This is a genomic window from Frankia sp. Cppng1_Ct_nod (assembly GCF_920656135.1).
Taxonomy (GTDB): Bacteria; Actinomycetota; Actinomycetes; order Frankiales; family Frankiaceae; genus Protofrankia; species Protofrankia meridionalis.
In genome coordinates, this window is record NZ_CAKKTK010000001.1 from 124,687 (window position 1) to 148,920 (window position 24,234).

24 protein-coding genes are annotated in these 24,234 nt (G+C 67.3%); 18 read left to right on the forward strand and 6 right to left on the reverse strand.

Translation table 11 applies throughout. The annotated features are described in order from the left end of the window. Positions 1-253: 253 nt before the first annotated feature. Positions 254-1,174, reverse strand: a complete 921-nt coding sequence (locus NBW77_RS00570; protein ID WP_250279124.1) for a RecB family exonuclease — start codon at positions 1,172-1,174, stop codon at positions 254-256. 138 nt (positions 1,175-1,312) lie between these two features. Between NBW77_RS00570 and NBW77_RS00575 the strand changes: the two genes are divergently transcribed. Beyond that, positions 1,313-2,512: a site-2 protease family protein gene (locus NBW77_RS00575; protein ID WP_242605839.1), complete on the forward strand. Its 1,200-nt coding sequence runs from the start codon at positions 1,313-1,315 to the stop codon at positions 2,510-2,512. After that, complete coding sequence (locus tag NBW77_RS00580; RefSeq protein ID WP_250279125.1) at positions 2,509-3,417, forward strand: tRNA (adenine-N1)-methyltransferase; 909 nt, start codon at positions 2,509-2,511, stop codon at positions 3,415-3,417. The genes NBW77_RS00575 and NBW77_RS00580 overlap by 4 nt, the downstream gene beginning before the upstream one ends. A gap of 13 nt (positions 3,418-3,430) precedes the next feature. On the opposite strand, the gene NBW77_RS00585 is transcribed toward NBW77_RS00580, so the two are convergent. Beyond that, positions 3,431-3,727 carry a ferredoxin gene (locus NBW77_RS00585; RefSeq protein ID WP_502799407.1) on the reverse strand — a complete coding sequence of 99 codons (297 nt, stop codon included), beginning with the start codon at positions 3,725-3,727 and terminating at the stop codon, positions 3,431-3,433. 144 nt (positions 3,728-3,871) lie between these two features. On the opposite strand from NBW77_RS00585, the gene arc reads away from it, so the two are divergent. The 6 genes from arc to prcA all read left to right on the forward strand — a co-directional run bounded on the left by arc (position 3,872) and on the right by prcA (position 9,850). Continuing rightward, positions 3,872-5,677 (forward strand): proteasome ATPase, encoded by a 1,806-nt coding sequence (gene arc / locus NBW77_RS00590; RefSeq protein ID WP_131746839.1) that lies wholly within the window; start codon positions 3,872-3,874, stop codon positions 5,675-5,677. Between the two features lie 337 nt (positions 5,678-6,014). Further along, positions 6,015-7,532, forward strand: coding sequence for a depupylase/deamidase Dop (gene dop, locus NBW77_RS00595; RefSeq protein ID WP_349816933.1), 1,518 nt, complete (start codon positions 6,015-6,017; stop codon positions 7,530-7,532). 240 nt (positions 7,533-7,772) lie between these two features. Next, positions 7,773-7,991, forward strand: a complete 219-nt coding sequence (locus tag NBW77_RS00600; protein WP_131746840.1) for a ubiquitin-like protein Pup — start codon at positions 7,773-7,775, stop codon at positions 7,989-7,991. A gap of 173 nt (positions 7,992-8,164) precedes the next feature. Then, positions 8,165-8,341 (forward strand): hypothetical protein, encoded by a 177-nt coding sequence (locus NBW77_RS00605; RefSeq protein WP_165486089.1) that lies wholly within the window; start codon positions 8,165-8,167, stop codon positions 8,339-8,341. Next, positions 8,293-9,117 (forward strand): proteasome subunit beta, encoded by an 825-nt coding sequence (prcB, locus tag NBW77_RS00610; RefSeq protein ID WP_175324708.1) that lies wholly within the window; start codon positions 8,293-8,295, stop codon positions 9,115-9,117. Before NBW77_RS00605 ends, prcB begins: the two co-directional genes overlap by 49 nt. Before the next feature lies 1 nt (position 9,118). After that, positions 9,119-9,850 carry a proteasome subunit alpha gene (gene prcA / locus NBW77_RS00615; protein WP_131746842.1) on the forward strand — a complete coding sequence of 244 codons (732 nt, stop codon included), beginning with the start codon at positions 9,119-9,121 and terminating at the stop codon, positions 9,848-9,850. 81 nt (positions 9,851-9,931) lie between these two features. Here prcA and NBW77_RS00620 read toward each other — a convergent pair whose 3' ends face one another. After that, positions 9,932-10,672: a dienelactone hydrolase family protein gene (locus NBW77_RS00620; RefSeq protein ID WP_242605840.1), complete on the reverse strand. Its 741-nt coding sequence runs from the start codon at positions 10,670-10,672 to the stop codon at positions 9,932-9,934. Positions 10,673-10,849: 177 nt separating this feature from the next. Here NBW77_RS00620 and pafA point away from each other — a divergent pair, with 177 nt between their 5' ends. From pafA to NBW77_RS00670, 10 genes are all read left to right on the forward strand, one after another. After that, entirely contained in the window at positions 10,850-12,208 is a 1,359-nt protein-coding gene (gene pafA / locus NBW77_RS00625; protein ID WP_131746844.1) for a Pup--protein ligase, read from the forward strand. Positions 12,209-12,221: 13 nt separating this feature from the next. Further along, entirely contained in the window at positions 12,222-12,776 is a 555-nt protein-coding gene (locus NBW77_RS00630) for an FKBP-type peptidyl-prolyl cis-trans isomerase (RefSeq protein ID WP_131746845.1), read from the forward strand. Between the two features lie 89 nt (positions 12,777-12,865). Further along, on the forward strand, positions 12,866-13,870 hold the full coding sequence (locus tag NBW77_RS00635; RefSeq protein ID WP_242605841.1) for a helix-turn-helix transcriptional regulator: 1,005 nt from the start codon (positions 12,866-12,868) through the stop codon (positions 13,868-13,870). Further along, positions 13,867-14,904: a helix-turn-helix transcriptional regulator gene (locus NBW77_RS00640; protein ID WP_131746847.1), complete on the forward strand. Its 1,038-nt coding sequence runs from the start codon at positions 13,867-13,869 to the stop codon at positions 14,902-14,904. The genes NBW77_RS00635 and NBW77_RS00640 overlap by 4 nt, the downstream gene beginning before the upstream one ends. 9 nt (positions 14,905-14,913) lie before the next feature. Continuing rightward, on the forward strand, positions 14,914-15,132 hold the full coding sequence (locus NBW77_RS00645) for a hypothetical protein (protein ID WP_131746848.1): 219 nt from the start codon (positions 14,914-14,916) through the stop codon (positions 15,130-15,132). A 176-nt stretch (positions 15,133-15,308) separates the two neighbouring features. Then, positions 15,309-15,629 (forward strand): Sec-independent protein translocase subunit TatA, encoded by a 321-nt coding sequence (gene tatA, locus NBW77_RS00650; RefSeq protein ID WP_131746849.1) that lies wholly within the window; start codon positions 15,309-15,311, stop codon positions 15,627-15,629. A 57-nt stretch (positions 15,630-15,686) separates the two neighbouring features. Continuing rightward, on the forward strand, positions 15,687-16,730 hold the full coding sequence (gene tatC, locus NBW77_RS00655; protein ID WP_131746850.1) for a twin-arginine translocase subunit TatC: 1,044 nt from the start codon (positions 15,687-15,689) through the stop codon (positions 16,728-16,730). A 39-nt stretch (positions 16,731-16,769) separates the two neighbouring features. Then, positions 16,770-19,604 carry a DEAD/DEAH box helicase gene (locus tag NBW77_RS00660; RefSeq protein ID WP_250279127.1) on the forward strand — a complete coding sequence of 945 codons (2,835 nt, stop codon included), beginning with the start codon at positions 16,770-16,772 and terminating at the stop codon, positions 19,602-19,604. A 63-nt stretch (positions 19,605-19,667) separates the two neighbouring features. After that, a complete protein-coding gene (locus NBW77_RS00665) occupies positions 19,668-20,150 on the forward strand; it encodes a peroxiredoxin (RefSeq protein ID WP_131746851.1) in 483 nt (160 codons plus the stop codon). 121 nt (positions 20,151-20,271) lie between these two features. Beyond that, positions 20,272-21,144 (forward strand): intradiol ring-cleavage dioxygenase, encoded by an 873-nt coding sequence (locus NBW77_RS00670; protein WP_131746852.1) that lies wholly within the window; start codon positions 20,272-20,274, stop codon positions 21,142-21,144. A gap of 105 nt (positions 21,145-21,249) precedes the next feature. Here NBW77_RS00670 and NBW77_RS21975 read toward each other — a convergent pair whose 3' ends face one another. From NBW77_RS21975 to NBW77_RS00680, 3 genes are all read right to left on the reverse strand, one after another. Beyond that, positions 21,250-21,378: a hypothetical protein gene (locus NBW77_RS21975; protein WP_284346866.1), complete on the reverse strand. Its 129-nt coding sequence runs from the start codon at positions 21,376-21,378 to the stop codon at positions 21,250-21,252. Positions 21,379-21,560: 182 nt separating this feature from the next. Next, on the reverse strand, positions 21,561-22,733 hold the full coding sequence (gene speB / locus NBW77_RS00675) for an agmatinase (RefSeq protein WP_131746853.1): 1,173 nt from the start codon (positions 22,731-22,733) through the stop codon (positions 21,561-21,563). A gap of 75 nt (positions 22,734-22,808) precedes the next feature. Then, on the reverse strand, positions 22,809-23,831 hold the full coding sequence (locus NBW77_RS00680; protein WP_131746854.1) for a 2OG-Fe(II) oxygenase family protein: 1,023 nt from the start codon (positions 23,829-23,831) through the stop codon (positions 22,809-22,811). Positions 23,832-24,234 lie beyond the last annotated feature (403 nt).

Genomic DNA, 24,234 nt, shown 5'->3' on the forward strand with positions numbered 1-24,234 from the left:
GTGCGATTCGCGGCGAACGAGGCTGTCCGGCGGATCGTCACCGACATCCGCGGACCGCCTGCCCGACAGGAAAATCGTGGGCGTGCCCGTACTCTCTCATCCTTGACCTGCGCCGTCCGTCCTCGGCCTTCTTAACGTCGCTCGAGCACGGGTTCGATCCCCATACCTGTCCAATACATGTCAGAAAATCGAGGCGTTCCCCGAAGGGCGTTCGATCCGGAGCCGGGCGGTCAACCCGTATCGACCGGTGCGGTCAGCCTTCCGCCTCGCACACTGCCGGTACTGAATCAGTCGCCGCCACGTCCACACCATCGGTTACCGGCAGCGGCGGTGGCGTGCCACCGAACGCCGGGCAGCGGATCTTGTGGTCGCACCAGTCACACAATCTGCTCGGGGTCGCACGCCAGTCACCCGTGCGTCGAGCCCGGCTGATGGCCGACCACAAGGCGTCGATCTTCCGTTCGGTTGCCCGCAGGTCCGCCTCGTCGGGCACGACCCGCAGCCAGGTCCGGTCCGCGAGGTAGTAGAGCCGCAGCTCGCGGGGCACCACACCACGAATCCGCCAGACCAGGTAGGCATAGAACTTCATCTGGAACAGCGCCGAGCCCTCGAACGCCTGCCCCGGGGCGCGTCCGGTCTTGTAATCGACGACCCGCAACGCCACCCCGTCATCGGTCGATGCCTCGTCGAGACGGTCGATGTACCCACGCAGCCGGACCCCGGACGCGAGCACATGCTCGACATACAGCTCACGGGCGGACGGCGCGAGACGAGCCGGATCCTCCAGGCTGAAGTAGCCGGCCAGCAGCGGACGGGCCGATTCCAGCCATGCGCCCCGTTCGTCGTCGTCCGCGAACAGCTGAGCCAGTTCCGGTTCGCGGCCGAGCAGGTCACGCCAGGCCGGCTCCACCAGAGCCTCGGCGAGGGCGATGGTGCGCTCCGGCGGCGGATGATCGAACAGGCGTTCCAGAACGGTATGGACGACCGTCCCGCGAACCGCGGCCGAACTCGGCGGCTCGGGCAGCCGGTCGATCACCCGAAAGCGGTAACGCAGCGGACAGTTCATGAAGTCGCCCGCCCGCGACGGCGACAACGACCCGACGATGCGGACGCCGCCCGCGGGATGCGGGGCGTCCCCACCGGGTGCGGGGACTTCGACCACGGATGGGTTCATGCCTTCGGACCATAGGCGCCTGGTCCGACAGTAACGGCCGCAGACCTCCGGCGGCGTGAAACAACGATCATCGCACCGCCGGGGTTCACCGGATGCGGGGCGTGCCCCCCGCCCCGGGGAATCCGTAGCATCGCAGATATGGCCGATCAGCCTCACAACGTCCGACGTGACGGCTCCACCCGAACGGGGGGTGGTGGAGGCGACCCTGGTCGTCGCGCGCCCGGCATGCTGATCGGGCGGGTACGCGGCGTCCCGGTCTATCTCTCCCCACTGGCCCTTGTCTTCGCCGTCATCATCGGTTCGTTGCTGATCAGCCCCAACCGCGACCGGCTGCCTGGCGTGGCCGACAACCGGTTGTACCTGCTGGCCGCCATCACCGCGGCCGGATTCGTCGCGTCCCTCGTCGCGCACGAGATCGGCCACTGTCTGACGGCCCTCGGGTTCGGCCTCGGCGTGCACGCGGTGACCGTCCACGGGTTCGCCGGGTTCACCGAGATCGAACCCGAGCCGCAGACCCCGGCACGCGAGTTCCTGGTAGCCGTCGCCGGCCCGGCCGTCAACGGGCTTCTCGCGGGTGCGGGCTTCGCCCTGATGACCGTCGTGGACGGTTACACGCAGCCCGGCATCGTCATCCTCGACCTCACCATGATGAATCTGGCCCTCTGCGTGTTCAACCTGGCACCCGGCCTTCCACTCGACGGCGGCCGCCTTGTCGTGGCCGCCGTCTGGGGCGCCAGCGGGGACCGGCTGCGCGGCATCCGGGCCGGAGCGTACGGCGGTTTCGCCGTCGCCGCCGCGTTGGCCCTGTGGGCACTGTGGGCCGTGCTGGCACCGGGCAGCCGGTTCGGCGGTCTGTGGCTGTTGGGGCTCGCCGTGTTCATCGCCGTCGGGGCGAACCAGCTGCTGCACCAGACCCGGATCCGGTCACGCCTGCCGGGCCTGTCCGCGGGCCGGCTGGCGCGCCGCACGCTGCCGGTGGAGGGCGGCGTCCCACTCGCCGAGGTGCTCCGGCGCGCGCGGGAGTCCGGGGCGACGGCGGTGGCCGTTGTCGACCGGGACGGCACACCCCTTAAGGTCATGAACGGCTCGGCGGTGGACGCCCTGCCCGAACACCGCCGGCCGTGGATGACCGTGGACGAGGTGAGTCGCACGATCTCCCCCGGCATGGTGCTGGCAGCGGAACTGGAAGGCGAGGACCTGTTGGCAGCGGTGCGCAGCACACCCGCGTCCGAGTACCTGGTGACGCAGGCGGGACGGCCCGTCGGCGTCCTTGCCACGGTCGACCTGGTCGCCCGTATCGATCCGGGCGGCATCGCCGGGACGGCGGCCCAGCGGTGAACCGGCCACCGACAGGTACGGCGCACCGTCATGGCGCGCTCACCAAAGGCGACCGGGTCCAACTGACCGATCCCAAGGGACGGCGGCACACCGTGCTGCTGGAACCGGGCCGGCAGTTCCACACCCACTCCGGCGCCATCGAACACGACGATCTGATCGGCCGCGCCGAGGGTGTGGTCGTCACGAGTACCGGTGGGACGCCGTACCTGGCGCTGCGTCCCCTGTTGACCGATTTCGTACTGTCGATGCCGCGCGGTGCCGCCGTGGTCTACCCCAAGGACTCGGCGCAGATCGTGGCCTATGCCGACATCTTCCCCGGTGCGCGCGTGCTGGAGGCCGGAGTTGGCTCGGGGGCGCTGTCGTGCTCGTTGCTGCGCGCCGTCGGGGACCATGGGCAGCTGGTCTCCTACGAACGCCGGCCCGACTTCGCCGAGATCGCCCGCAGGAACATCGAGGTGTTCTTCGGCGGGCCGCATCCCGCTCACACCCTGCGGGTGGGCGATCTCGCCGACGCGACCGAACGCGACATGGACCGGGTGGTGCTGGACATGCTGGCGCCGTGGGAGGTGCTGGACGTGGTGAGCGCCGCGCTGGTCCCGGGTGGGGTCGTCTGCGCTTATGTGGCCACCACCACCCAGCTGGGACGTGTCGTCGAGGCGCTGCGGGAGTACGGCACGTTCGCCGAGCCTGCCGCGTGGGAGTCGATGATGCGTACCTGGCATGTGGACGGGCTGGCCGTACGTCCCGACCATCGGATGGTCGGACACACCGGTTTCCTCGTGACGGCCCGACGGCTCGCCGACGGGGTCACCCCGCCGCCGCGGCGGCGCCGGCCGGCCAAGGGAGCCCGTCCCGAGGAGACCGAGAAGGCTCCCCCGCCGTCGGACCTGCCGTCGGATTCCTGACACCCGGATGGGCTCAGGAGCCCGGGCCGGCCTCAAGGGTCCCGTCGGGGCGCTCGACGTAGATGCAGTCGCCCGGGCAGTCGTCGGCGGCGGCCACCACGTCGCCCACCAGGAGCAGTGGCACCAGGACCGACTCGCCCGGCTTTGTACGCAGTTCACCGTCCGCACCCTTGACGTATGCCAGACCGTCAACATCAAACTCGAACACGCTCGGAGCGAGCTGGACGCACAGTCCGTCACCCGTACAGGAATTCTGGTCGACGTGTACTCGCAACGTCGAGGGTTCAGTGAGGTTCGTTGGCGTTGCCACAGAGCTCCGATCTTCTGTCACCATGGCACCGTAACTCGCTGTTTACGGCAAAGCAGGCCCGTAGTCGTCAGACAGGCGTGCCAGCGGCGGTCACAACGGTAGTGTTGGGTGCGTCCCGGTCAGCACGGGGGAGGTGGAGGCGCGGTGTCCGGTCCCCGTTCGGACTCTGGCTCCGGTGGGAGTTCGGGTCGTCCAGGTGATGGAGATTCACGAGCTTCGGCATACGAGAAGGAAGTGCACGAGCTCACAACTCAGGTCGCCTTCCTCGAGGAGGAGGTGGCGATGCTGCGGCGGAGGCTCAACGAGTCCCCGCGGCAGGTCCGTGTTCTCGAGGAGCGACTGGCCGAGGTGCAGGCGGAACTCGCCGGTGTCGGCGGGCAGAACGACAAGCTCGTGGCCACGTTGCGCGAGGCTCGAGATCAGATCATCGCACTGAAGGAGGAGGTCGACCGACTCGCCCAGCCACCCAGCGGTTATGGGATCTTCATCGGGTCGTACGACGACGGCACGGTCGACGTGTTCACCCAGGGGCGCAAGCTGCGGGTGACGGTGTCGCCGAATGTCGGCATCGGCGATCTGAGTCCCGGGCAGGAGGTCATGCTCAACGAGGCGCTCAACGTCGTCGATGCACGGGCGTTCGAACGTCACGGTGAGATCGTCCTGCTCAAGGAGGTCCTTGAGAGTGGTGACCGGGCGCTGGTTATCGGCCACACCGACGAGGAGCGGGTGGTCATGCTTGCGCAGCCGCTCCTGGACGGGCGGCTGCGGGCCGGCGACTCGCTGCTCGTCGAGACCCGGTCGGGGTACGCCTTCGAGCGCATCCCCAAGTCCGAGGTGGAGGAGCTGGTCCTCGAAGAGGTGCCGGACATCGGCTACGAGCAGATCGGTGGTCTCAAGGGTCAGATCGAGTCGATCCGCGATGCCGTCGAGCTGCCGTTCCTCTACAAGGAGCTCTTCCTCGAGCACAAGCTGAAGCCCCCGAAGGGCGTCCTGCTCTACGGCCCGCCGGGCTGCGGCAAGACCCTCATCGCCAAGGCGGTGGCGAACTCGCTCGCGAAGAAGGTCGAGGCGCAGACCGGTCAGGGCAGTGGACGGGCGTTCTTCCTGAACATCAAGGGCCCAGAGCTGCTCAACAAGTTCGTGGGTGAGACCGAACGGCAGATCCGACTGGTGTTCCAGCGGGCGCGCGAGAAGGCGTCCGAGGGCATGCCGGTGATCGTGTTCTTCGACGAGATGGACTCGATCTTCCGGACCCGCGGCTCGGGTGTGTCCTCGGATGTCGAGAACACGATCGTTCCGCAGCTGCTCAGTGAGATCGACGGTGTCGAGCAGTTGGAGAACGTGATCGTAATCGGCGCATCCAACCGCGAGGACATGATCGACCCGGCGATCCTGCGGCCGGGCCGGCTGGACGTGAAGATCAAAGTCGAACGTCCGGACGCCGAGGCGGCCAAGGACATCTTCGCCAAGTACGTCACGCCGGATCTCCCGCTGCATCCGGAAGATCTCGCCGAACACGGCAGCAGCCGGGAAGCGACCTGCCAAGGCATGATCCAACGGGTCGTCGAGCGGATGTACGCCGAGACGGAGGAGAACCGCTTCCTCGAGGTCACCTACGCCAACGGCGACAAGGAGGTCCTGTACTTCAAGGACTTCAACTCCGGGGCAATGATCGAGAACATCGTCGCCCGGGCCAAGAAGATGGCCGTCAAGGAGCTCATCGAGGGAGGCGTCAAGGGGCTGCGGATGCAGCACCTGCTCAACGCCTGCATCGACGAGTTCAAGGAGAACGAGGACCTGCCCAATACGACCAACCCGGACGACTGGGCGCGCATCTCCGGCAAGAAGGGCGAGCGGATCGTCTACATCCGTACGCTCATCACGGGCACCAAGGGCACCGAGGCGGGCCGATCCATCGACACGATCGCCAACACGGGCCAGTACCTGTAACAGGCACCCGCATTTTCAGATACCCGCACTGTTTCCTGAGCGGCGGGGATGCCGGGGATCATCCCTGCATCCCCGCCGCTTGCGTCCACGGCTCCCCACCGACGCCCACGAGCGGAGCCTGGTGAAACCCGGCCGCGCACCGGTCACCGGATCGCGCACCGTGGTTCAAAAGCCGTTCATTGATCTTTTTCGGGTCACGGACCAGGATGGCTGTCCATCCGTTGGCTGTCGATAGCGGGCTTTTGTGTCCTACTCCCGGGCGCCTACAAGGCGAGCACAAAGAGTCACCCTTCGGGTCCAGGTCTCGGCGATGGCTCGGAGCACCTACGCTGACAGTGTGAGCGTTCGCCGGATCATGGGAGCCGAGACCGAGTACGGCGTTTCGGTGCCCGGTCAGCCATCCACCAACCAGATGCTTGCCTCGTCGTTGGTGGTGAACTCCTACGCCAACCGACAGGCGACCGGTAGCAGCCGTGCCCGGTGGGACTTCGAGGAGGAGTCACCGCTGCGCGACGCGCGCGGCTTCGAACTTCCCCGCGAACCGGTGGTCGACCCGTCATCGCCCGCCAACGAGGACGATCTGGGGCTCGCCAACGTCATCCTCACCAACGGCGCGCGCCTCTACGTCGACCATGCCCACCCGGAGTACTCCACCCCCGAGGTGACCAACCCTCGTGACGTGGTGCTGTGGGACAAGGCGGGGGAGCGGGTGATGGCCGAGGCGGCCAGGCGGGCACTGTCGGTCCCGGGCACGATGCCGGTACACCTCTACAAGAACAACACCGACAACAAGGGCGTCTCCTACGGCTGCCATGAGAACTACCTGATGGCCCGGTCCACGCCGTTCGGTGACATCGTCCGTCATCTCATCCCGTTCTTCGTCTCCCGGCAGGTCGTCTGCGGCGCCGGCCGGGTCGGCATCGGGGTGGACGGGCGGGAGGCCGGCTTCCAGCTCAGCCAGCGGGCCGACTTCTTCGAGGTCGAGGTCGGCCTGGAGACGACGCTGAAGCGTCCGATCATCAACACCCGTGACGAGCCGCACGCGGACCCGGAGAAGTACCGCCGACTTCACGTGATCATCGGCGACGCGAACATGAGCGAGATCTCGACCTATCTCAAGGTCGGAACGACCTCGCTCGTGCTCGCAATGATCGAGGACTCGTGGCTCGACGTCGACCTGACCGTCGACAACCCCGTGGCGGGCCTGCGAGCGGTCTCCCACGACCCGTCCCTGCGGCATCTACTCACCCTCGGGGACGGCCGGAAGATGACCGGCGTCCAACTGCAGATGGAGTACCTGGAGCAGGCCCGCAAGTACGTCGAGGACCGCTTCGGCACGGATCTGGACTCCCAGACCGCGGACGTGCTGTCCCGCTGGGAGTCCGTCCTGGTACGCCTTGAGGACGACCCGATGAGCTGTTCCCGGGAACTGGACTGGGTCGCCAAGCTCGCCATTCTGGAGGGCTACCGGGCGCGTGACGGCATGGGCTGGGATGCCCCCCGCCTCCAACTCGTCGACCTGCAGTACTCCGACGTGCGGCCGGACAAGGGCCTCTACAACCGTCTGGCCGCACGTGGACGGGTCGATCTGCTGCTCGACGAGGGCGATGTGGTCGACGCCATGACCGAGCCGCCGCATGACACCCGGGCGTTCTTCCGTGGCCGCTGCCTGGCGCTGTACCCGCAGCAGGTCGCCGCCGCCTCGTGGGATTCGGTCATCTTCGACGTGGGGCGTGATTCCCTTCAACGCGTGCCCACCCTGGAGCCGCTGCGTGGAACCAAGGACCACGTGGGCGAGCTGCTGGCCCGGTGCCCGACCGCTCTCGACCTCGTGGATGCGCTTGCCGGAGGCTGACCCGCCGGAGCCGCGGCCCCTTCCCGGTCGCCCTCGGAGAGGGGGCCGGGGACGCTACGCATTGCGCCGTGGGCGGACGCCGCGACGCACGGCCCGGATCGTGATGGAGTGGTGCTCTCATACGGCCCGGGCATCCTCCAGGCCGCCGACGTCAGGTGAGGTCGACGGCGGAGACCGCGAACGGCTCAGGATGTCCGAGCCCGGGGATAGTGTCGCTCCAGACGATCGAAGGAGGGTCCCATGGCTACCAAGGACACCGGCGGCGGTCAGCAGCGCTCGGGCCGTCGGACGGACCAGACGGACGAGGTCGAAGTCGACGAGTCCAACGCCAGCGATCTCAAGGAAAGGCACGAGAAGCTGTCCGAGGACGTCGATTCCCTGCTCGACGAAATCGACGATGTACTCGAGGAGAACGCGGAGGAGTTCGTAAAAGGCTATGTACAAAAAGGGGGAGAATGATCTTTATCTCGGGGGACTCCGAAGAACACGGAGACCACGAGATCAGAAAGCCCTTTACGAAATTCCAGAAGCACGATATCACGGCTGAGCGCGCGACCGAGCGCGTCGGCTGTCCGCATGGACCGCGCCGGCGGCACGGTAGGTGGGGCCCGTCACCCGAGGTCGTCGGCACGATGGCCCTCCCGCCGGCGACGGATGCCGCAAGTGACATCGTGTGCTTCACCTGCAACGTGGGTCTCGGCGGCTTCGGCGACAACCAGGTACTGCTGGCCCGCGCAATCGACTATCTGAAGGGGGATTTGTGGCTGATCCAGCGGGAGTCGCCAGGCGTCTACCGTCTGTGTTCATGACACCGGGAACATCGTCGTTCACCGAGTTCCTGGCCACGGCCGCGCCGGACCTGCTGCCGGGCGCGCGAGAGAGTCTGCCGGTCGCCGTCACCGAGGTGGCTCACGGCACGACGATCGTGGCGGTGACGTTTCCCGGCGGCGTGATCATGGCCGGTGACCGTCGCGCGACCATGGGCAACGTGATCGCGCAACGCGACGTCGAGAAGGTGTTCCACGCCGACGAGTACTCCTGTGTCGGGTATGCGGGCACGGCCGGGATCGGCGCGGACCTCGTCCGCCTCTACCAGGTCGAGCTCGAGCACTACGAAAAGATCGAGGGTTCCACGCTCAGTCTGGACGCCAAGGCCAACCGGCTGTCATTCATGATCAAAAACAACCTCGGCATGGCCCTGCAGGGACTCGCGGTCATCCCGCTGTATGCGGGCTACGACCCCGACACCCGGAAGGGGCGGATCTTCTCCTACGACATCACCGGATCCCGGGCGGAGGAGACCGGTTTCCATGCGATCGGTTCCGGTTCCGTCTTCGCCCGCGGTGCGTTGAAGAAGCGGGTCCGGGTGGACCTCACCCCGCAGGATGCCACCCGGGTCTGCGTTGACGCGCTCTACGACGCCGCCGACGACGACTCGGCTACCGGCGGCCCCGACCTCATCCGCCGCATCTACCCGGTGGTCGCCTCGGTCACCGAGGACGGCTTCCGTCGATTCACCGACGACGAGGTGGGCGTCGTCGTCAACACCGTCGTCGCCGACCGCATGACGAACCCGGGAGGCTGACGTGACCATGCCCTTCGGCTATGCCAGCCCCGAGCAGCAGGTCCGGGACAGGTCCGAATACGCACGCAAGGGGATCGCGCGCGGGCGCAGCGTCATCGTCCGCAGCTACTCCGACGGCATCCTGTTCGTGGCCGAGAACCCGTCGTCCACCCTGCACAAGATCAGTGAAATCTACGACCGCGTCGCCTTCGCCGCGGTCGGTAAGTACAACGAGTTCGAGAACCTGCGGACCGCCGGTGTGCGCATGATGGACGTCCGCGGCTACATGTACGACCGCCGCGACGTGACCGGGCGGGCGCTGGCCAACTTCTACGCCCAGACCCTCGGCACGATCTTCACCGACAGCATCAAACCGTACGAGGTGGAACTCGTCGTCGCGGAGGTCGGGCAGGAGGCCGCGTCCGACCAGATCTACCGACTCACCTACGACGGGTCGATCGCCGACGAGCGCGGCTTCGTGGCCATCGGAGGGCAGTCCGAACAGGTCAGTACGTCCCTGAAGGAGCACCACGCCGACTCCCAGCCGCTTGCGGCGGCGCTGCGCGTCGCCGTGAACGCGCTGCGGGCCGGCACACCTCCCGGGGGCAACGGCGACCGCGTCCTGTCGTCGGCGAACCTTGAGGTGGCCATGCTCGACCGCACCCGCAGCCGCCGGCTGTTCAAGCGCATCTTCGGCCCCCAGCTCGACCTGCTGCTCGCCGAATCCGCCGAATCCGCAGAATCCGCCGGCTGAGCACACGCGGCATACGCACGCCGGCCCCGCCGGTCGCTTTCCCCGGGCGGGGCCGGCGTGCGCTGTTCAGGCAGGGGCGGTTCAGGCAGGGGCGACCCGGCTGCGCAGCCAGTGCAGCGTCCTGGCCCAGGCGTCCTCGGCGGCCCGCGGCCGGTGGACCACGGCACGGTCGTCACTGTGGAAGGCATGGCCGGCGCCCGGATAGCTGACCAGTTCGGTCGGTACCGCCGCCGTCCCGGCCGCCACCCGTAGCATCCCGATCTCCGCAGTACTGATCAGTTCGTCGTCCTCGCCGTACAGACCGAGCCACGGTGTGCGCAGCGAGGGGGCGAGCTCGACCAGCGGGGGAACGCCGTCCCAGTACGGGGTGCTCACCCCGCCGCCGTAGAAGGACACGGCCGCGCCCAGGCCATGACGGGTGGCGGTGAACAGGGCGACGGTCCCACCCATACAGAAGCCGATCACCGCGGTCCGTTTCGAGTCGAAGCCGGTGTTCGCGAGATGGGCGAGGCACGCGTCCACGTCCGCCACGATCCCGGCACCGGTCAGGGTGGTCATCCGGGCAGTGGCGGATGGCCAGCCGCCGACCGGGTCGACCTCGGCGGTCCCGTCCCGGTGGTAGAGGTGTGGCGCGACGGCGAGCCAGCCAGCGTCGGCGAGACGCTCGCAGACCGAGACCAGGTAGGGCGTGACGCCGCGGGCATCCTGGATCACAATCACCCCGCCGTACGGCGGATCGTCCGCGGCGGGCGCCACCACGGTGGCGGGAACCGTGCCACCCACTGTCGTAACGGTGTTCAGATGGTTGGTCTCCGGCGTCATGGCCGCCATCCTGCCCCGCCGTCCTGCCCATCGCACGCTCACTTCAACATAGCGGGCACGAACAGACGCATCCGACGCCCCCGGCATACGGCCGCAACGCCGATGACAGGACGATGACCGTGCCCGGTCAGAGCGTCCGGCCACACCGCGGCGCCCATGAAGCATAGGGTCGTCGGTGTGGATCGCCGCATCTTCGGCCTCGAGAACGAGTACGGCGTCACCTGTGTGTTCCGTGGTCAGCGAAGGCTGTCCCCGGACGAGGTGGCGCGTTACCTGTTCCGTCGGGTCGTGTCCTGGGGTCGCAGCAGCAACGTCTTCCTGAAGAACGGTGCCCGGCTCTACCTCGACGTGGGCAGCCACCCCGAGTACGCCACCCCCGAGTGCGACTCCGTTCCCGATCTTGTCACTCATGACAAGGCCGGCGAGCGGATCCTGGAGGGGCTGCTGGTCGAGGCGGAACGGCGGCTGCGTGAGGAGGGGATCGCCGGCGACATCCACCTGTTCAAGAACAACACGGACTCGGCCGGCAACAGCTACGGCTGCCATGAGAACTACCTGGTGGGACGCCACGGCGAGTTCAGTCGGCTGGCGGACGTCTTGGTCCCGTTCCTGGTGAGCAGGCAGATCCTGTGCGGGGCGGGCAAGGTCCTGCAGACCCCACGCGGCGCGGTGTACTGCATCTCGCAACGTGCCGAGCACATCTGGGAGTCGGTGTCGTCGGCGACCACCCGGTCCCGCCCGATCATCAACACCCGCGACGAGCCGCATGCGGACGCCGAACGGTTCCGGCGTCTGCACGTGATCGTCGGTGACTCCAACATGAGCGAGACGACCACCCTGCTCAAGCTCGGCTCGACCGACCTCGTCCTGCGCATGATCGAGGCGGGCGTGGTGCTGCGTGACATGTCGTTGGAGAACCCCATCCGGGCGATCCGCGAGGTCAGCCACGACATGACCTGCCAGCGGAAGATCAAGCTGGCGAACGGTCGTGAGGCCAGCGCGCTGGAGATCCAGCGCGAGTACTTCAGCAAGGCGGTGGAGTTCGTCGAACGCCGCGGTGGGGACGCGGTCGCCAAACGGGTCCTGGACCTGTGGGGGCGGACGCTGCTGGCGATCGAGACCGACGACCTGGAACTGGTCGCCCGAGAGATCGACTGGGTGACGAAGTACGTCCTGATCGACCGGTTCCGCCATCGGCACGGCCTGTCACTGGCTTCGCCCCGCATTGCCGAGCTTGATCTGAAGTACCATGACATCCACCGTCATCGGGGTCTGTACTACCGCATGGAACGGGCCGGGCTGGTGGAGCGGGTCAGCCGTGACCTCGACATCTTCGAGGCGAAATCCGTGCCCCCGCAGACCACCCGGGCTCGGCTGCGCGGCGAGTTCATCAAACGGGCCCAGGAGAAGCGGCGTGACTTCACGGTCGACTGGGTGCATCTCAAGCTCAACGACCAGGCCCAGCGCACCGTGCTGTGCAAGGATCCCTTCCGTTCCGTCGACGACAGGGTCGACAAGCTCATCGCCAGTATGTGAGGACCACCTACCTGTGACCTATCCGGCCAGACGTCTGTCTGCTGCACTGTCAGCGGTCCTGATTGCCTCCGCCCTTGCCGCCTGCGCCAGCTCCGCCGCGCCTGACGGGACCAAGGCCGCGCCCGTACACGTCGATGACACGCTTGCGGCTCGGGCCGGCGGCGCGGCGCCCGCCGTGACCGGTGCGGCGAACCTGTCGGCCAAGCCGACGGTCGCGGCCGGTTCCGGCGCGCCTCCGACGAAGCTGGTCACCAAGGATCTGGTGGTCGGTACCGGAGCGACCGCGTCATCGCAGAGCACGGTGTCCGTGCAGTACGTCGGCGTGCTCTGGGCCGGCGGCAAGGAGTTCGACTCGAGCTGGGACCGCGGGCAGGCTGCCGTCTTTCCCCTGAACGGTGTCATCCCCGGCTTCCAGCAGGGTATCGACGGTATGAAGATCGGCGGTCGGCGCGAGATCGTGATTCCTCCGGATCTCGGCTACGGCGCGCGGGCTCAGGGACCGATCCCCGGGGGTTCGACCCTCGTCTTCGTCGTCGACCTTGTCGGGGTCCAGGCCGCGAACGGCTGACCGGTCGCCCGCGGCACAGAGCCATGGCCTAGCCTCGTACGGTGTCCCGTCGGCGGTTGGAACGGCTGTTGAACCTCACGATGTGCCTGATGGCCACATCGCGGTTTCTCAGCGTTGCCGAAATTGGCGACCTCGTCGACGGCTACACCCCCGGCAGCAACGCCGACGAGCAGGAGGCGTTCCGCCGGATGTTCGAGCGGGACAAACAGTACCTGCGTGACCTGGGTATCCCGCTGGAGACCGGGTCGGACTCGTTCTTCAGCGACGAGGTCGGGTACCGCATCCAACGCAGTGACTACGCGCTGCCGGAGATCTCTCTCGACCCGGACGAGGCTGCCGCCCTCGCGCTCGCCGCGCAGCTGTGGTCGAGCACGTCGCTCGCGGCGGCAAGCGCGAGCGCGCTGCGTAAGCTCGCGGCTGTGGGCACCCGGACGCGGCCCGGCCCGGAGGGTCTGGAACCCCGCGTCGGCACGGCCGAACCGGCGTTCGCGCCCTGCCTCGCAGCGGTGCAGGCCGGGCAGGCGGTCCGGTTCCCCTACCGCAAGCCGGAGGAGACCGAGCCCAAAGATCGCCACGTCGAACCGTGGGGTGTGGTGTCGTGGCGGGGACGCTGGTACCTGGCCGGGCACGATCATGATCGACAGGCTCCGCGGGTCTTCCGCCTGTCGCGGGTGACCGGCGCGGTTCGCCCGGTCGGGCCGCCGGGAGCGGTCCGGATGCCGGCCGACGTCGACCTGCGGGCACTGGTGTCGGCGTCGGCGCCTCCTGAGCGCACCCGTACCGCGGTGCTGCGGGTACGCCCGGGGACGGGCCATGCGCTGCGCCGCCATGCCCGTACGGTCTCCGGCCCGTCCGGGAGCGACCTTCTGGAGATCGACTACTCCGACACCGAGCGGTTGGCCCGGTGGGTGGTGGGGTACGGCGAGGACGTGGTGGTCGTGGAACCATGGCAGTTGCGTAACGAGGTGGTGCGGCGGCTGGCCGACGCGGTGCGGGTACACACCCTCCCCGATCCGCCGGATCCGGGTTCGACGGACGCGGATCCGACAGACCCGAGGGGCTCCGGACGGTCACCGACGGGGGTGGCGACGTGAGCCCGCCCACGGCATCCTCGACGGATCGGCTGAGCCGGCTGCTCGCGCTGGTGCCGTGGCTGCGTGCCCATCCGGGCGTCTGCCTCGACGAAGCCGCCGTTACTTTCGGGATCAGCGTGCGCCAGCTTCGCGACGATCTTGACCTGCTGTTCGTCTGCGGGCTGCCGGGCGGCGCACCCGGTGATCTGATCGACCTGAGCTACTCCGCCGACCAGATCACCGTTCTCGACCCGCAGACCCTGGATCGACCGTTGAAGCTGTCCGCGGACGAGGCGATGGCGCTGGTCGTCGCGGCCCGGACGCTGGCCGATGTGCCGGGGCTGGCTGCCCGTGACGCACTCGACCGGGCTCTGGCCAAGTTGGAGGACGCGGTCGGCACCCTGCCGTCGGACCGGGTCCGGATCGAACTCGACGCCGAGGACGAGGTCCTGCGCGTCGTCCAGGATGCGGTCACCCGCGGACGGCGGCTGCACCTGCGCTATCTGGTCTGGTCCCGCGACGAGCTGACCGAGCGTGACGTCGACCCGATGCGGGTGCTGTCCCGGGACGGCCGCTGGTATCTGGAAGCCTGGTGCCACCGGGCGAAGGCGGTCCGGATGTTCAGGCTCGACCGGATCGACGGCCCGGATGGGGCCACGGTTCTTGACATGCCCGCCACACCGCCGCCCGAGGCGGAGCCGCGTGACACCGATGACGGGCTGTACCAGCCCGGACCGAACGACCTTCGGGTCGTGCTCGAACTGCATCCGGCCGCACGGTGGGTCGTCGACTACTATCCCGTCGAGTCCCAGCGTGAACTCGACGGCGGACGGCTACTGATCACCCTGCGGGTGTCGGAGGCATCCTGGCTGCGTCGACTGGTGCTCGGCCTCGGCGAACAGGCAAGGGTGGTGGAGCCGGTGGATGTCGTCCGTGACATCCACGACGTAGCCGTCCGGGCGTTGGCCGCCTACGGGCACGGACAGCCCCCCGACGGACGACACACCGGGGGCATCACGGACGGGGTTGTCAGCCCGTCCCGCGCCGGGCGGTAGGTTGATCTGGTGCGGTGGCTGCTCATTGACGTCGGTTTCATCCTGGTGACGCTCGCGCTGCTGGGCCTGTTGGCATTCCGGTTGTACGGCAAGGTGCGCCAGGTCAATGGTGAGATCGGAGGTCTGAGGAACCGACTGACCGGTCTCACCGACGAGACCACCGCTCTCGCGGCCAGACTGGACGCCGCCGAGGTGACCGAGAGGCTCGGCGAGCGGGCCGCGAACTGACGGTTACCCTCGCCGGCGGGCTGACCGTCCGGCCCGCCATCCATGAAGACAGGTCCTGGTCAGGGTCCCGTCACGAAAGGAACATCGGGCCGTCGTCTGACGCGGCCAGGTTGGCCGACGTACCATCAAGCGCGCACCGGTCGTCGGATCGGACCTCGAAGCGAAGGATGCATGCCATGCCCAACCTCGGCACCCCCGAGCTTCTGATCATCGCTTTCGTGGTCATCCTGCTGTTCGGATCGAAGAAGCTGCCTGAGGCCGCACGCTCGATCGGGCGTTCACTGCGGATCTTCAAGGCCGAGACCAAGGGCCTCAGCCAGGACGACCAGTCGCAGGCCACACCCGCAGCTGCTGCGACCTCGCAGGCTCAGCCGGTGCCACCGGCGCCGCGGCCGATCGAGGCTGCCCAGCCGTTCGTGACCCCACCGCCCGCACCGGGTATCACCATCCCGGTCAACGGCCAGTCGGTCACTGCGAGCGACGCCAGCGGGCACTGACGCACCGACGACCGATCCTTCCTCCATCCTTCCGTCCACGAGCAGGAGTTGCCGTCCGTGCCACGGGTGCCAACGCCGCAGCGGGTAGCGCGAGCGGTCCAGTTCCGCCGTACCAGGACGGTCGAGGACAGTCGGATGTCGCTCACCGAGCACCTTCGGGAGCTGCGGAACCGACTGGCTAAAGCACTCGTCGCGCTCACCATCGCCACAGTGGTCTGTTTCATCTTCGAGCCGCACATCTTCAACATCCTGAAGGAGCCGTACTGCTCCCTGCCGGAAAGCGCCCGCGCCGGCGGCGGGAAGTGCCAGCTGTTCTTCTTCGGCATCCTCGACGCCTTCATGATCCGGCTGAAGATCTCGCTGATCTCAGGTGCGGTGTTCTCCGCACCTGTCTGGCTCTACCAGCTCTGGTCGTTCATCACCCCGGGTCTGCACCGGCACGAACGCCGCTGGTCGTTGACGTTCGTCGGCTTCTCCCTGGTGCTGTTCGGACTGGGCGCCTACTTCGCCTACCTGACGCTGAGCAAGGGCCTCCAGCTGCTCCTCGGTTTCAGCGGTGACGGCCTCGTCAGCCTCCTCGACGTCAACAAGTACCTGAGCTACGTCTTCGCCATGCTGCTCATCTTCGGGCTGTCGTTCGAACTCCCGCTCCTGGTCGCGATGCTGAACCTCGCGGGTGTGGTCAGCACGGCCAAGCTGCGTTCCTGGCGGCGCGCAGAGATCTTCCTCGTGTTCGTCTTCGCGGCCGTGGTCACGCCGAGCCAGGATCCGTTCACCATGATCGCTCTCGGTCTGCCGATGTGCCTGCTGTACGAGGTCGCGCTCGTCATCGGTTGGCTCAACGACCGGCGCAGGGGTCGCCGCGGTGACACATCCCCGTACGCCGGCCTTGACGACGACGAGACGTCGCCGCTGGATTTCGGGGATCTGTCGCCTTCGGCGGAAGGCATGAGCTCCGGCGCGGGGGAGCCGTCCATACCGCAGCCGTCCATATCATCGACAGCCGCGCCTTCGATACCCGCTGATCCGGTGGGGAGCGGGGTGGGCGCCGCGGGTTCCGGCAGCACCCCGACCAACGCGGCCCACCTCGACATCACCTGAGCGGCCGGTACCCGAGCGGGCGTCCCGTAGGCTGACGAAGTGTTCACCGTGCCCGCGGGCCAGCCAGACCCCGAGGCTCTCCCCGCGGCTCTCGCCGACTTTGTGGGCGGTTACCCGTTCGGCCTCGATCCCTTCCAGATCGAGGCCTGCACGGCCCTCGAGGCAGGCGACGGCGTCCTGGTCGCCGCACCGACCGGCGCCGGCAAGACGATCGTCGGCGAGTTCGCGGCCCATCTTGCCCTTACCCGCGGTGAGCGCTGCTTCTACACCACGCCGATCAAGGCGTTGTCGAACCAGAAGTACACCGACCTGGTGGCCCGCCACGGCGGTGACGCGGTCGGTCTGCTGACCGGCGACACATCCCGCAACCCGGATGCACCGGTGGTCGTCATGACCACCGAGGTCCTGCGAAACATGCTGTACACGGAATCCGCCGGGCTCGATCGCCTCGGCCGGCTCGCGTTCGTCGTCATGGACGAGGTTCACTACCTGGCCGACCGGCAGCGGGGGGCCGTCTGGGAAGAAGTGATCATTCACCTTCCGCGGCATGTCCACCTGGTATCACTGTCGGCGACGGTAAGTAACGCCGAAGAGTTTGCCGATTGGCTGGTCACCGTCCGCGGGCATACCCGCGTCGTCGTCACCGAACATCGACCGGTGCCGCTGTGGCAACACGTTCTGGCCGGCCGGGACATGTACGACCTGTTCGTCGACGGCGGTCCGTTGCCCGGCGACAACGGTCTCCTGCCCGGCGGTGGTGGTCCCCTGTCCATCGACGAGGTGCTGCGCACGCAGCCGGACGCCGGGTCCGAGGCCCCGGCGGGCCGGCCGCGGATCAACCCGGACCTGGTCCGTCTCTCCCGCGAGGAGAGCAGACGTCCCGAGCGGCTACGTGGACGTCCGGGCGGCCCCGGCCGGGGCGGGCCGCCTCCGCGACGAACCTCCGTGCCGAACCGCCCGGACGTCATCAGCCAGCTCGACCGGTCCGGGCTGCTGCCGGCGATCACTTTCGTGTTCAGCCGGGCGGGTTGCGACGCGGCGGTCGCCGCCTGTGTGCGTGCAGGCCTTCGACTGACCACCCCTGACGAACGGGACACCATCCGCGGGCATGTACGGTCCCGCACCTCCAGCATCCCTTCGGATGATCTGCGCGTACTCGGCTACTGGGAGTGGCTGGAAGGCCTGGAACGCGGAATTGCCGCGCACCACGCCGGGATGCTGCCCACCTTCAAGGAAGTGGTCGAGGAACTGTTCGTCCGCGGTCTGGTGCGGGCGGTGTTCGCCACCGAGACCCTGGCGCTCGGCATCAACATGCCGGCGCGCACGGTCGTCCTGGAACGCCTCAGCAAGTTCAACGGCGAGACCCGCGCCGAGATCACACCCGGGGAGTACACCCAGCTCACGGGGCGTGCCGGCCGACGCGGGATCGATGTCGAGGGGCACGCGGTCGTGTTGTGGCAGCCCGGTTTCGACCCGGTCGCGCTCGCCGGGCTCGCGTCAGCCCGCACATATCCACTGCGGTCGTCGTTTCGCCCGTCGTACAACATGGCCGTCAATCTCGTCGGGCGACTCGGGCGGGCCGAGGCCCGCAGTGTTCTTGAGTCGTCCTTTGCACAGTTCCAGGCCGACCGCGCGGTCGTCGGTCTGGCCCGCCAGGTCCGCCGCAACAGCGGCGCGCTCGACGAGCTGGCCGCCAGCATGGCGTGTGAGCAGGGGTCGGTGGCGGGATACTCGGCCTTGCGGGACGCGATCCGGGCCCGCGAGGCGGAGCTTTCGCGCGAGGGCAGCGCGCGCCGTCGGACCGAAGCGGTCGAAGCGCTCTCCCGGCTACGTGTCGGCGATGTCGTTCGTGTTCCGGCTGGTCGGCGCAGCGGGCTGGCAGTCGTCCTCGACCCCGGTGTGGACGGCCACAACGACGGGCCTCGCCCGGTTGTTCTCACCGCCGACCGCCAGGTCCGCCGGCTGTCACTGGTCGACTTTCCCGTGGCCGTGGAAGCAGTGGGGCGGGTGCGGGTCCCGAAAACGTTCAATCCACGGTCGCCGCACTCCCGCCGCGACCTGGCGTCCTTCCTGCACCACGTCGAGGTGCCACCCGAGGCAGGGCGGCGCGCCCACGCCCGAGCGGCCGCCGCCGATGACGCCGGCCTTGCCCGCCTGCGCCGTGAACTGCGTGCCCATCCGGTACACGGCTGCCCGGACCGCGAAGCGCACATGCGCGTCGCCGAGCGGCACGCCAAGCTCCGGCGGGACACCGACACGCTGGAACGGCGGATCGAAGGGCGCACGAACACCGTCGCGAAGATCTTCGATCGGGTATGTGCCACCCTGGAGACCCTGGGCTACCTGCACGGCGACACCGTGACCGGCATCGGCGCCATCCTCGGCCGCATCTACACCGAGCAGGACCTGCTGGTCGCCGAATGCCTGCGCGACAGCGCATGGGACGGGCTGTCACCCGCAGCGCTCGCCGCGGCGGTCTCCACGCTGGTCTACGAGCCCCGCGGTGAGGAAACCGCCGCGCCGAAGATCCCCGGTGATCCGGGGCTGCGGGACGCGCTTGCGGCAACGGCCCGTCTCGCCGGGCGGCTGCGTGACGTCGAGGCCGACCACCGGCTGGACTTCCTGCGCCTGCCCGAGCCCGGATTCGTCTGGGTGGCGTTCGGCTGGGCCTCCGGGCTGTCGCTGGAGAAGGTCCTGACCGACTCCGGGTTGGACCTTACCGCCGGCGACTTCGTCCGCTGGATGCGCCAGCTCATCGATCTGCTTGACCAGATCGTCCAGGTCGCGCCGGAGGGCTCGACCGTACGCGGCACCGCCCGCACGGCTTTGAACGCGGTCCGCCGCGGGGTCGTCGCCTATTCCATGTCGATATGACCGAAGTCGATATGATCGGGTATGGGAGGGTGGATCCCCGTAGATTCTCCAGAAGGAGCGAGCATGACGGTGAAAATCGGTGACCCGATCCCCGACGTCGAAGTTAAGATCATGACCGGGGACGGCCCCAAGGCGATCGGCACCGCCGAGTTGTTGGGCCGGGGCAAGGTCGTGTTGTTCGCGGTACCGGGGGCATTCACTCCGGGCTGTTCACGGGTGCACCTGCCGGGTTTCGTCGAGCACGCGCGGGAACTGACCGCCAAAGGCGTCGAGACCATCGCCTGCGTCGCCGTCAACGACGTGTGGGTGATGGAGGCGTGGGCGCGCGACCAGGGTGCCGACGACACCATCGTGATGGTGGCAGATGGTAACGGCGACTTCGCCGAGGCAATGGGGTTGACGTTCGACGGACAGGGCGCCGGGCTCGGACGGCGCTCCCAGCGTTACGCGGCCGTCCTCGACAACGGTGTGATCACACATCTGGACGTGGAGTCAAAACCGGGTGTGGACGTGAGCTCCTGCGAGGCGGTCCTGCGTCGTCTGTAATCCGCCTCGCCCCGGCTCGGGGCCTGCCCGGTGGATTTCGCGGGATCTGCCGGACAGGCCCTTTTCCGTGCGTTGACGGTCCCCACAGGTGACACACAGCGGTGATCGTCATGGTGGAGCCATGACAGATCCCGTTGCCACGCCCATGGACAGACGCAGGCTCTTCGCCCTCGGCGGCGTCACGATCGGCGGTATCGTGCTGGCCGGCTGCCAGCCGGCCAAACTCACCGGCGGTTCGTCGTCGGGCGCCACCGCCACGGCGACGCCGTCAACGGCCACAACCACCACGGCCGCCGGCGTATGCGTGTTGACTTCCGAGACGGAGGAAGGCCCCTACTGGTTGGACAACAGCCTCGTCCGCAAGGACGTTACCGAGGGCAAGTCGGGCGCGGCGCTGACGCTGCGACTCAAAGTCGTCGACTACAAGAATTCGTGCGGGCTACTGGCGAACGCGGCCGTTGAGATCTGGCAGTGCGACGCGTGGGGTTACTACTCCGGTTACACGTCGACCAACCCGGGTGGTACCGTGCCCGCCGAAGACGGCGTCGGTGATGAGAAAACCTATCTCCGCGGGATTCAAATCACCGACAGTACGGGCGCCATCGAATTCAAGACAATCTTCCCCGGTTGGTACAGCGGCAGGGCGGTGCACATTCACTGCAAGGTCTACACCGGCGGCTCGGTGGACAGCAACACCGATACCTACGAGGGCGGCACGGCACACCACACCGGCCGGTTCTTCTTCGCGGACGACCTGGTGACCCAGCTCGAGGCGACGGCGCCGTACAACCAGCACACGGGCACCATCACCACGCTCGCCAACGATTCGGTCTACACGGGCAAGGGCGTGCAGGACGGCCTGTTGACCGTCACGGGGTCGGTGTCCAAGGGCTTTGTCGGCACGATAACGGTCGGTGTCGATCCGAGCTACACGGCCACGTCCGGCAATCCCACCGGAGCCCCCGGCTCCTCGCCGAGCGGTGCTCCGGCCTGAGGCGTATTTCCACCCGAGCCGCGGTCTCCGCCTGAGCAAGGTATGACATATCCCTGACGCGGCAGTGCAGTCACGTGACTGTGGTTGCACGGCCGTCAAAGTTCTTTACAGCACAACCGTCCCGGCCGGCGGGCATTCACCGTGATGACCACGGTCGTACGCCCGGTAACCGCCGGCCGTGGAGCCTTCCCAGGAACAGCGGGCCTCATAACGGTGATGCGCCTGCCCATCCACGGAGTTCTCCTTTCGGGACTGTGATGCGTAGGTGGAAACCATCACCATGGTGACGGTTTCTACCTACAGGCGACGGCCATCAGCCTCAGCGTCCCGGCCGGCGCCTGTCCCACTGATATACCTCGCTGTCATGAGCAGCCTGGCTGGCGGGTAAGGGGTCGGGTCACGGGTCGGGTCACGGGTCAGGTCCGATCGTGCGCGGCATCCGGATAGGGGCCCCATGCTTGCCTGCTGGTGGTGGCGGGCTTACGACCGAGTTTGCCGGAACGGACCTGGGTGGCGAGGCTGTCGAGGATCACCCGGCTGGACAGCAGCGCGGTCTGTTCGGCCCAGTCGTAGGGAGGGGAGCACTCGACGACCTCGATGCCCGCCAGACCGGGTTCAGAGATCATTCGGACGAGGTTGAGGGCTTCGCGGGGCAGGAGACCGCCCGGTTCGGGCCAGCCGGTGCCGGGGACGAAGCCGGCGTCGATGACGTCGATGTCGAAGGACAGGTACACCGCCTTCGCGTCCTTCCACGCCGTCTCCAGGGCGACCTCGGCGACCTTCTCGATGCCAACCCGTTCCACGTCTCCGACGGTGATGACGGTCGTGCCACGCTCACGGCCGACCTTGACCCCGGCCCGTGGCGCCTGCCAGCCACCGATACCGATCTGGACCAGGTTGGTGGCCGGCGCGTTGCGGATGTTGGTCGCATGGAACCACGGCGTGGTGTGCATCCGTTCGTCGAGGTCGGTTTCCTGGGTGTCGACATGTCGATCGAAGTGGATGATTCCGATGTTGCCGTCCAGGTACGGCGCCATTCCACGAATGGTCGGGAAACCGATCGAGTGGTCCCCGCCGAGGACGACCGGCACCACACCCTGCTGCACGACGTGGGCCATGGCCTGGCTGATCTGGTCGAAGGACTTCTCCAGGTTGCCGGGGATGGTGAACACGTCGCCGATGTCGACGATGTTGAGCTGTTCGCGCAGGTCGACGCCGAGTTCGTAGGAGTAGGTGCCGAACAGGTTGGTCGAGCGTCGGATGCCCTGCGGGCCGAACCGGGTGCCAGGCCGGTAGGTCGTCCCCGCATCCAGCGGTACCCCGAAAACCGCCACCTCGGCATCCCCGACATCGTGCACGTCCTCGATATAAGGGCATTTCAGGAATGTGCCGCGCTCACCTGAAAAATGCGGTATCTCCCCTCGGGCGAAGGTCGGAATTGTGCGATCAATGATCGTCGCCGCCCCGGGCAGGCCGTGGGCGAGCCGACGTTGAACCTCGTCCTCGTACCGCCGGGTCGGCAGTTGCGCCTCGGCATGTTGCGCCCAGCTACCCTGGAAGGTGACCCGATTGTTGTCGGACGCCGCCATAACGCTCCTTCGTAGCACCGTTTTGTCACTGACTGGATCCGGCGTACCTCGTCCGAGGTGTCATTTCGTGGAGCTTCACCGTGCGGCGACGAAGAATGACAGGCGGTCTTCCGCGAGAATCCGCCGTGTAGTGATCCGCTCCGGATAGGAACGCATGAACATGTTGGTGAAATGAGTTCCGTAGCGGATGTACTCGGTACCCAGGCCGGACAGCGGACGGAGGTACGCTTCGAAGTTGGGCTCGTGGAAATATGCCAGGGCGAAGCGCTCGCGAGTGTTCAGTCTGACCTTGTGCGGCGTGGAGAGCAGAAAACCGTTCGTCAGGAACTGCAGGATGTCGCCGGGGAACACCGTCAGCACGCTCGGCACCGGCTTCACGAACGTCCACGGCTGTTCGTTCTCATACATGCCCGCCGCGCTTTCGTTCTCCAGCCAGTTCCTGTTCCGCTGCTCCCCTTCGACCGGTGGACGTATGTAGAGCCCGCCCACGTCATCCTGAGCGGCGATCACCAACATGCCGTAGTCGGTGTGGGCACCGATGCCCCGGGAGGTCTGCTCCGAGCGGGCTGGGAAACGCAGGACCCGCATGTGATGCCAGCCGTCGACGGCTAATTTCGTCAACGCGTCGGTGTCGTCCAGCTCCAGGCCCAGAGCCGTGAGTTTCAGTAGTCTCTCGCCGACGGAACCCAGCTCATCCATGAACACCTGCATGCTCTGCTGGTATTCGCGGTCGGGCCAGGGGGCCGGACCATGACCTGGCCACCGGGCCTGTACCCGAGCGTCGTCCAGCGGAACGTCCTTGCAGACCGTGAAAATCTCGGAGTAGTCCGCCTCTCCGGCCGTGACCTCCTCCCCGGAAGCGATGTACCCGCTGTAGGTCAGATCACTGATGCACCGGGCCTTGAAGTCCATGGGCATGCCGAAGAAACGCCTGCTCGCCTCGAGCGCCTCCAGGGTCTTTCGGTCCTGTGCCGGGTCGGTGGCAACCTGGTAAATTCCGTCGGACCGCCATGCCTGGATCATCTCGCGCGCCAGATGAATATCGGATTCCGTTCCACTGACGGCCTCGGGCAGCCTGAATGTTTGCAGATCGGTCATTTTCGTCCCTTTCGCTGGCTTGATAACGTACCCGCATCGCGAATATCACGTCCGCTTCGCGCGGCCCGGGAAAAGCTGGATCCGATGTGGGGCGTAGCTTCCCGCGTTGCGGTCTCTTATACCAGGATCGCCTTATACCAGTATCGACTGTTACCTGTTTTCGCAATACTGGGCAACGATTCCTGGTACTGCCAATACCAGCATTCTGTCGAGTGCTGCAGCATCAGTGGTTGCGGCGTGTTCCTGATCCTCATAGATAGGGTCTGAGCTGCGTGTATGTGACGTTTGCAGTGGCAGTGGCGGGCACGGTCCTGGTGGCGACGGCACCAGGCGGGGGCGGCTCGCCGTATTTCGATGAAGACGTCATCTCCGCCCTGGACGAGATCGAGGTCGAGCGCAGGAA

What these genes read in the sequence shown, in the direction of transcription:
- NBW77_RS00575 (WP_242605839.1), top strand. Translation starts at nt 1,313, where the DNA reads ATGGCCGATCAGCCTCACAACGTCCGACGTGACGGCTCCACCCGAACG.
- NBW77_RS00680 (WP_131746854.1), bottom strand. Translation starts at nt 23,831, where the DNA reads ATGACCGATCTGCAAACATTCAGGCTGCCCGAGGCCGTCAGTGGAACG.
- NBW77_RS00620 (WP_242605840.1), bottom strand. Translation starts at nt 10,672, where the DNA reads ATGACGCCGGAGACCAACCATCTGAACACCGTTACGACAGTGGGTGGC.
- NBW77_RS00570 (WP_250279124.1), bottom strand. Translation starts at nt 1,174, where the DNA reads ATGAACCCATCCGTGGTCGAAGTCCCCGCACCCGGTGGGGACGCCCCG.
- NBW77_RS00600 (WP_131746840.1), top strand. Translation starts at nt 7,773, where the DNA reads ATGGCTACCAAGGACACCGGCGGCGGTCAGCAGCGCTCGGGCCGTCGG.
- NBW77_RS00665 (WP_131746851.1), top strand. Translation starts at nt 19,668, where the DNA reads ATGACGGTGAAAATCGGTGACCCGATCCCCGACGTCGAAGTTAAGATC.
- speB (WP_131746853.1), bottom strand. Translation starts at nt 22,733, where the DNA reads ATGGCGGCGTCCGACAACAATCGGGTCACCTTCCAGGGTAGCTGGGCG.
- NBW77_RS00670 (WP_131746852.1), top strand. Translation starts at nt 20,272, where the DNA reads ATGACAGATCCCGTTGCCACGCCCATGGACAGACGCAGGCTCTTCGCC.
- NBW77_RS00605 (WP_165486089.1), top strand. Translation starts at nt 8,165, where the DNA reads ATGGCCCTCCCGCCGGCGACGGATGCCGCAAGTGACATCGTGTGCTTC.
- tatA (WP_131746849.1), top strand. Translation starts at nt 15,309, where the DNA reads ATGCCCAACCTCGGCACCCCCGAGCTTCTGATCATCGCTTTCGTGGTC.
- NBW77_RS00635 (WP_242605841.1), top strand. Translation starts at nt 12,866, where the DNA reads ATGGCCACATCGCGGTTTCTCAGCGTTGCCGAAATTGGCGACCTCGTC.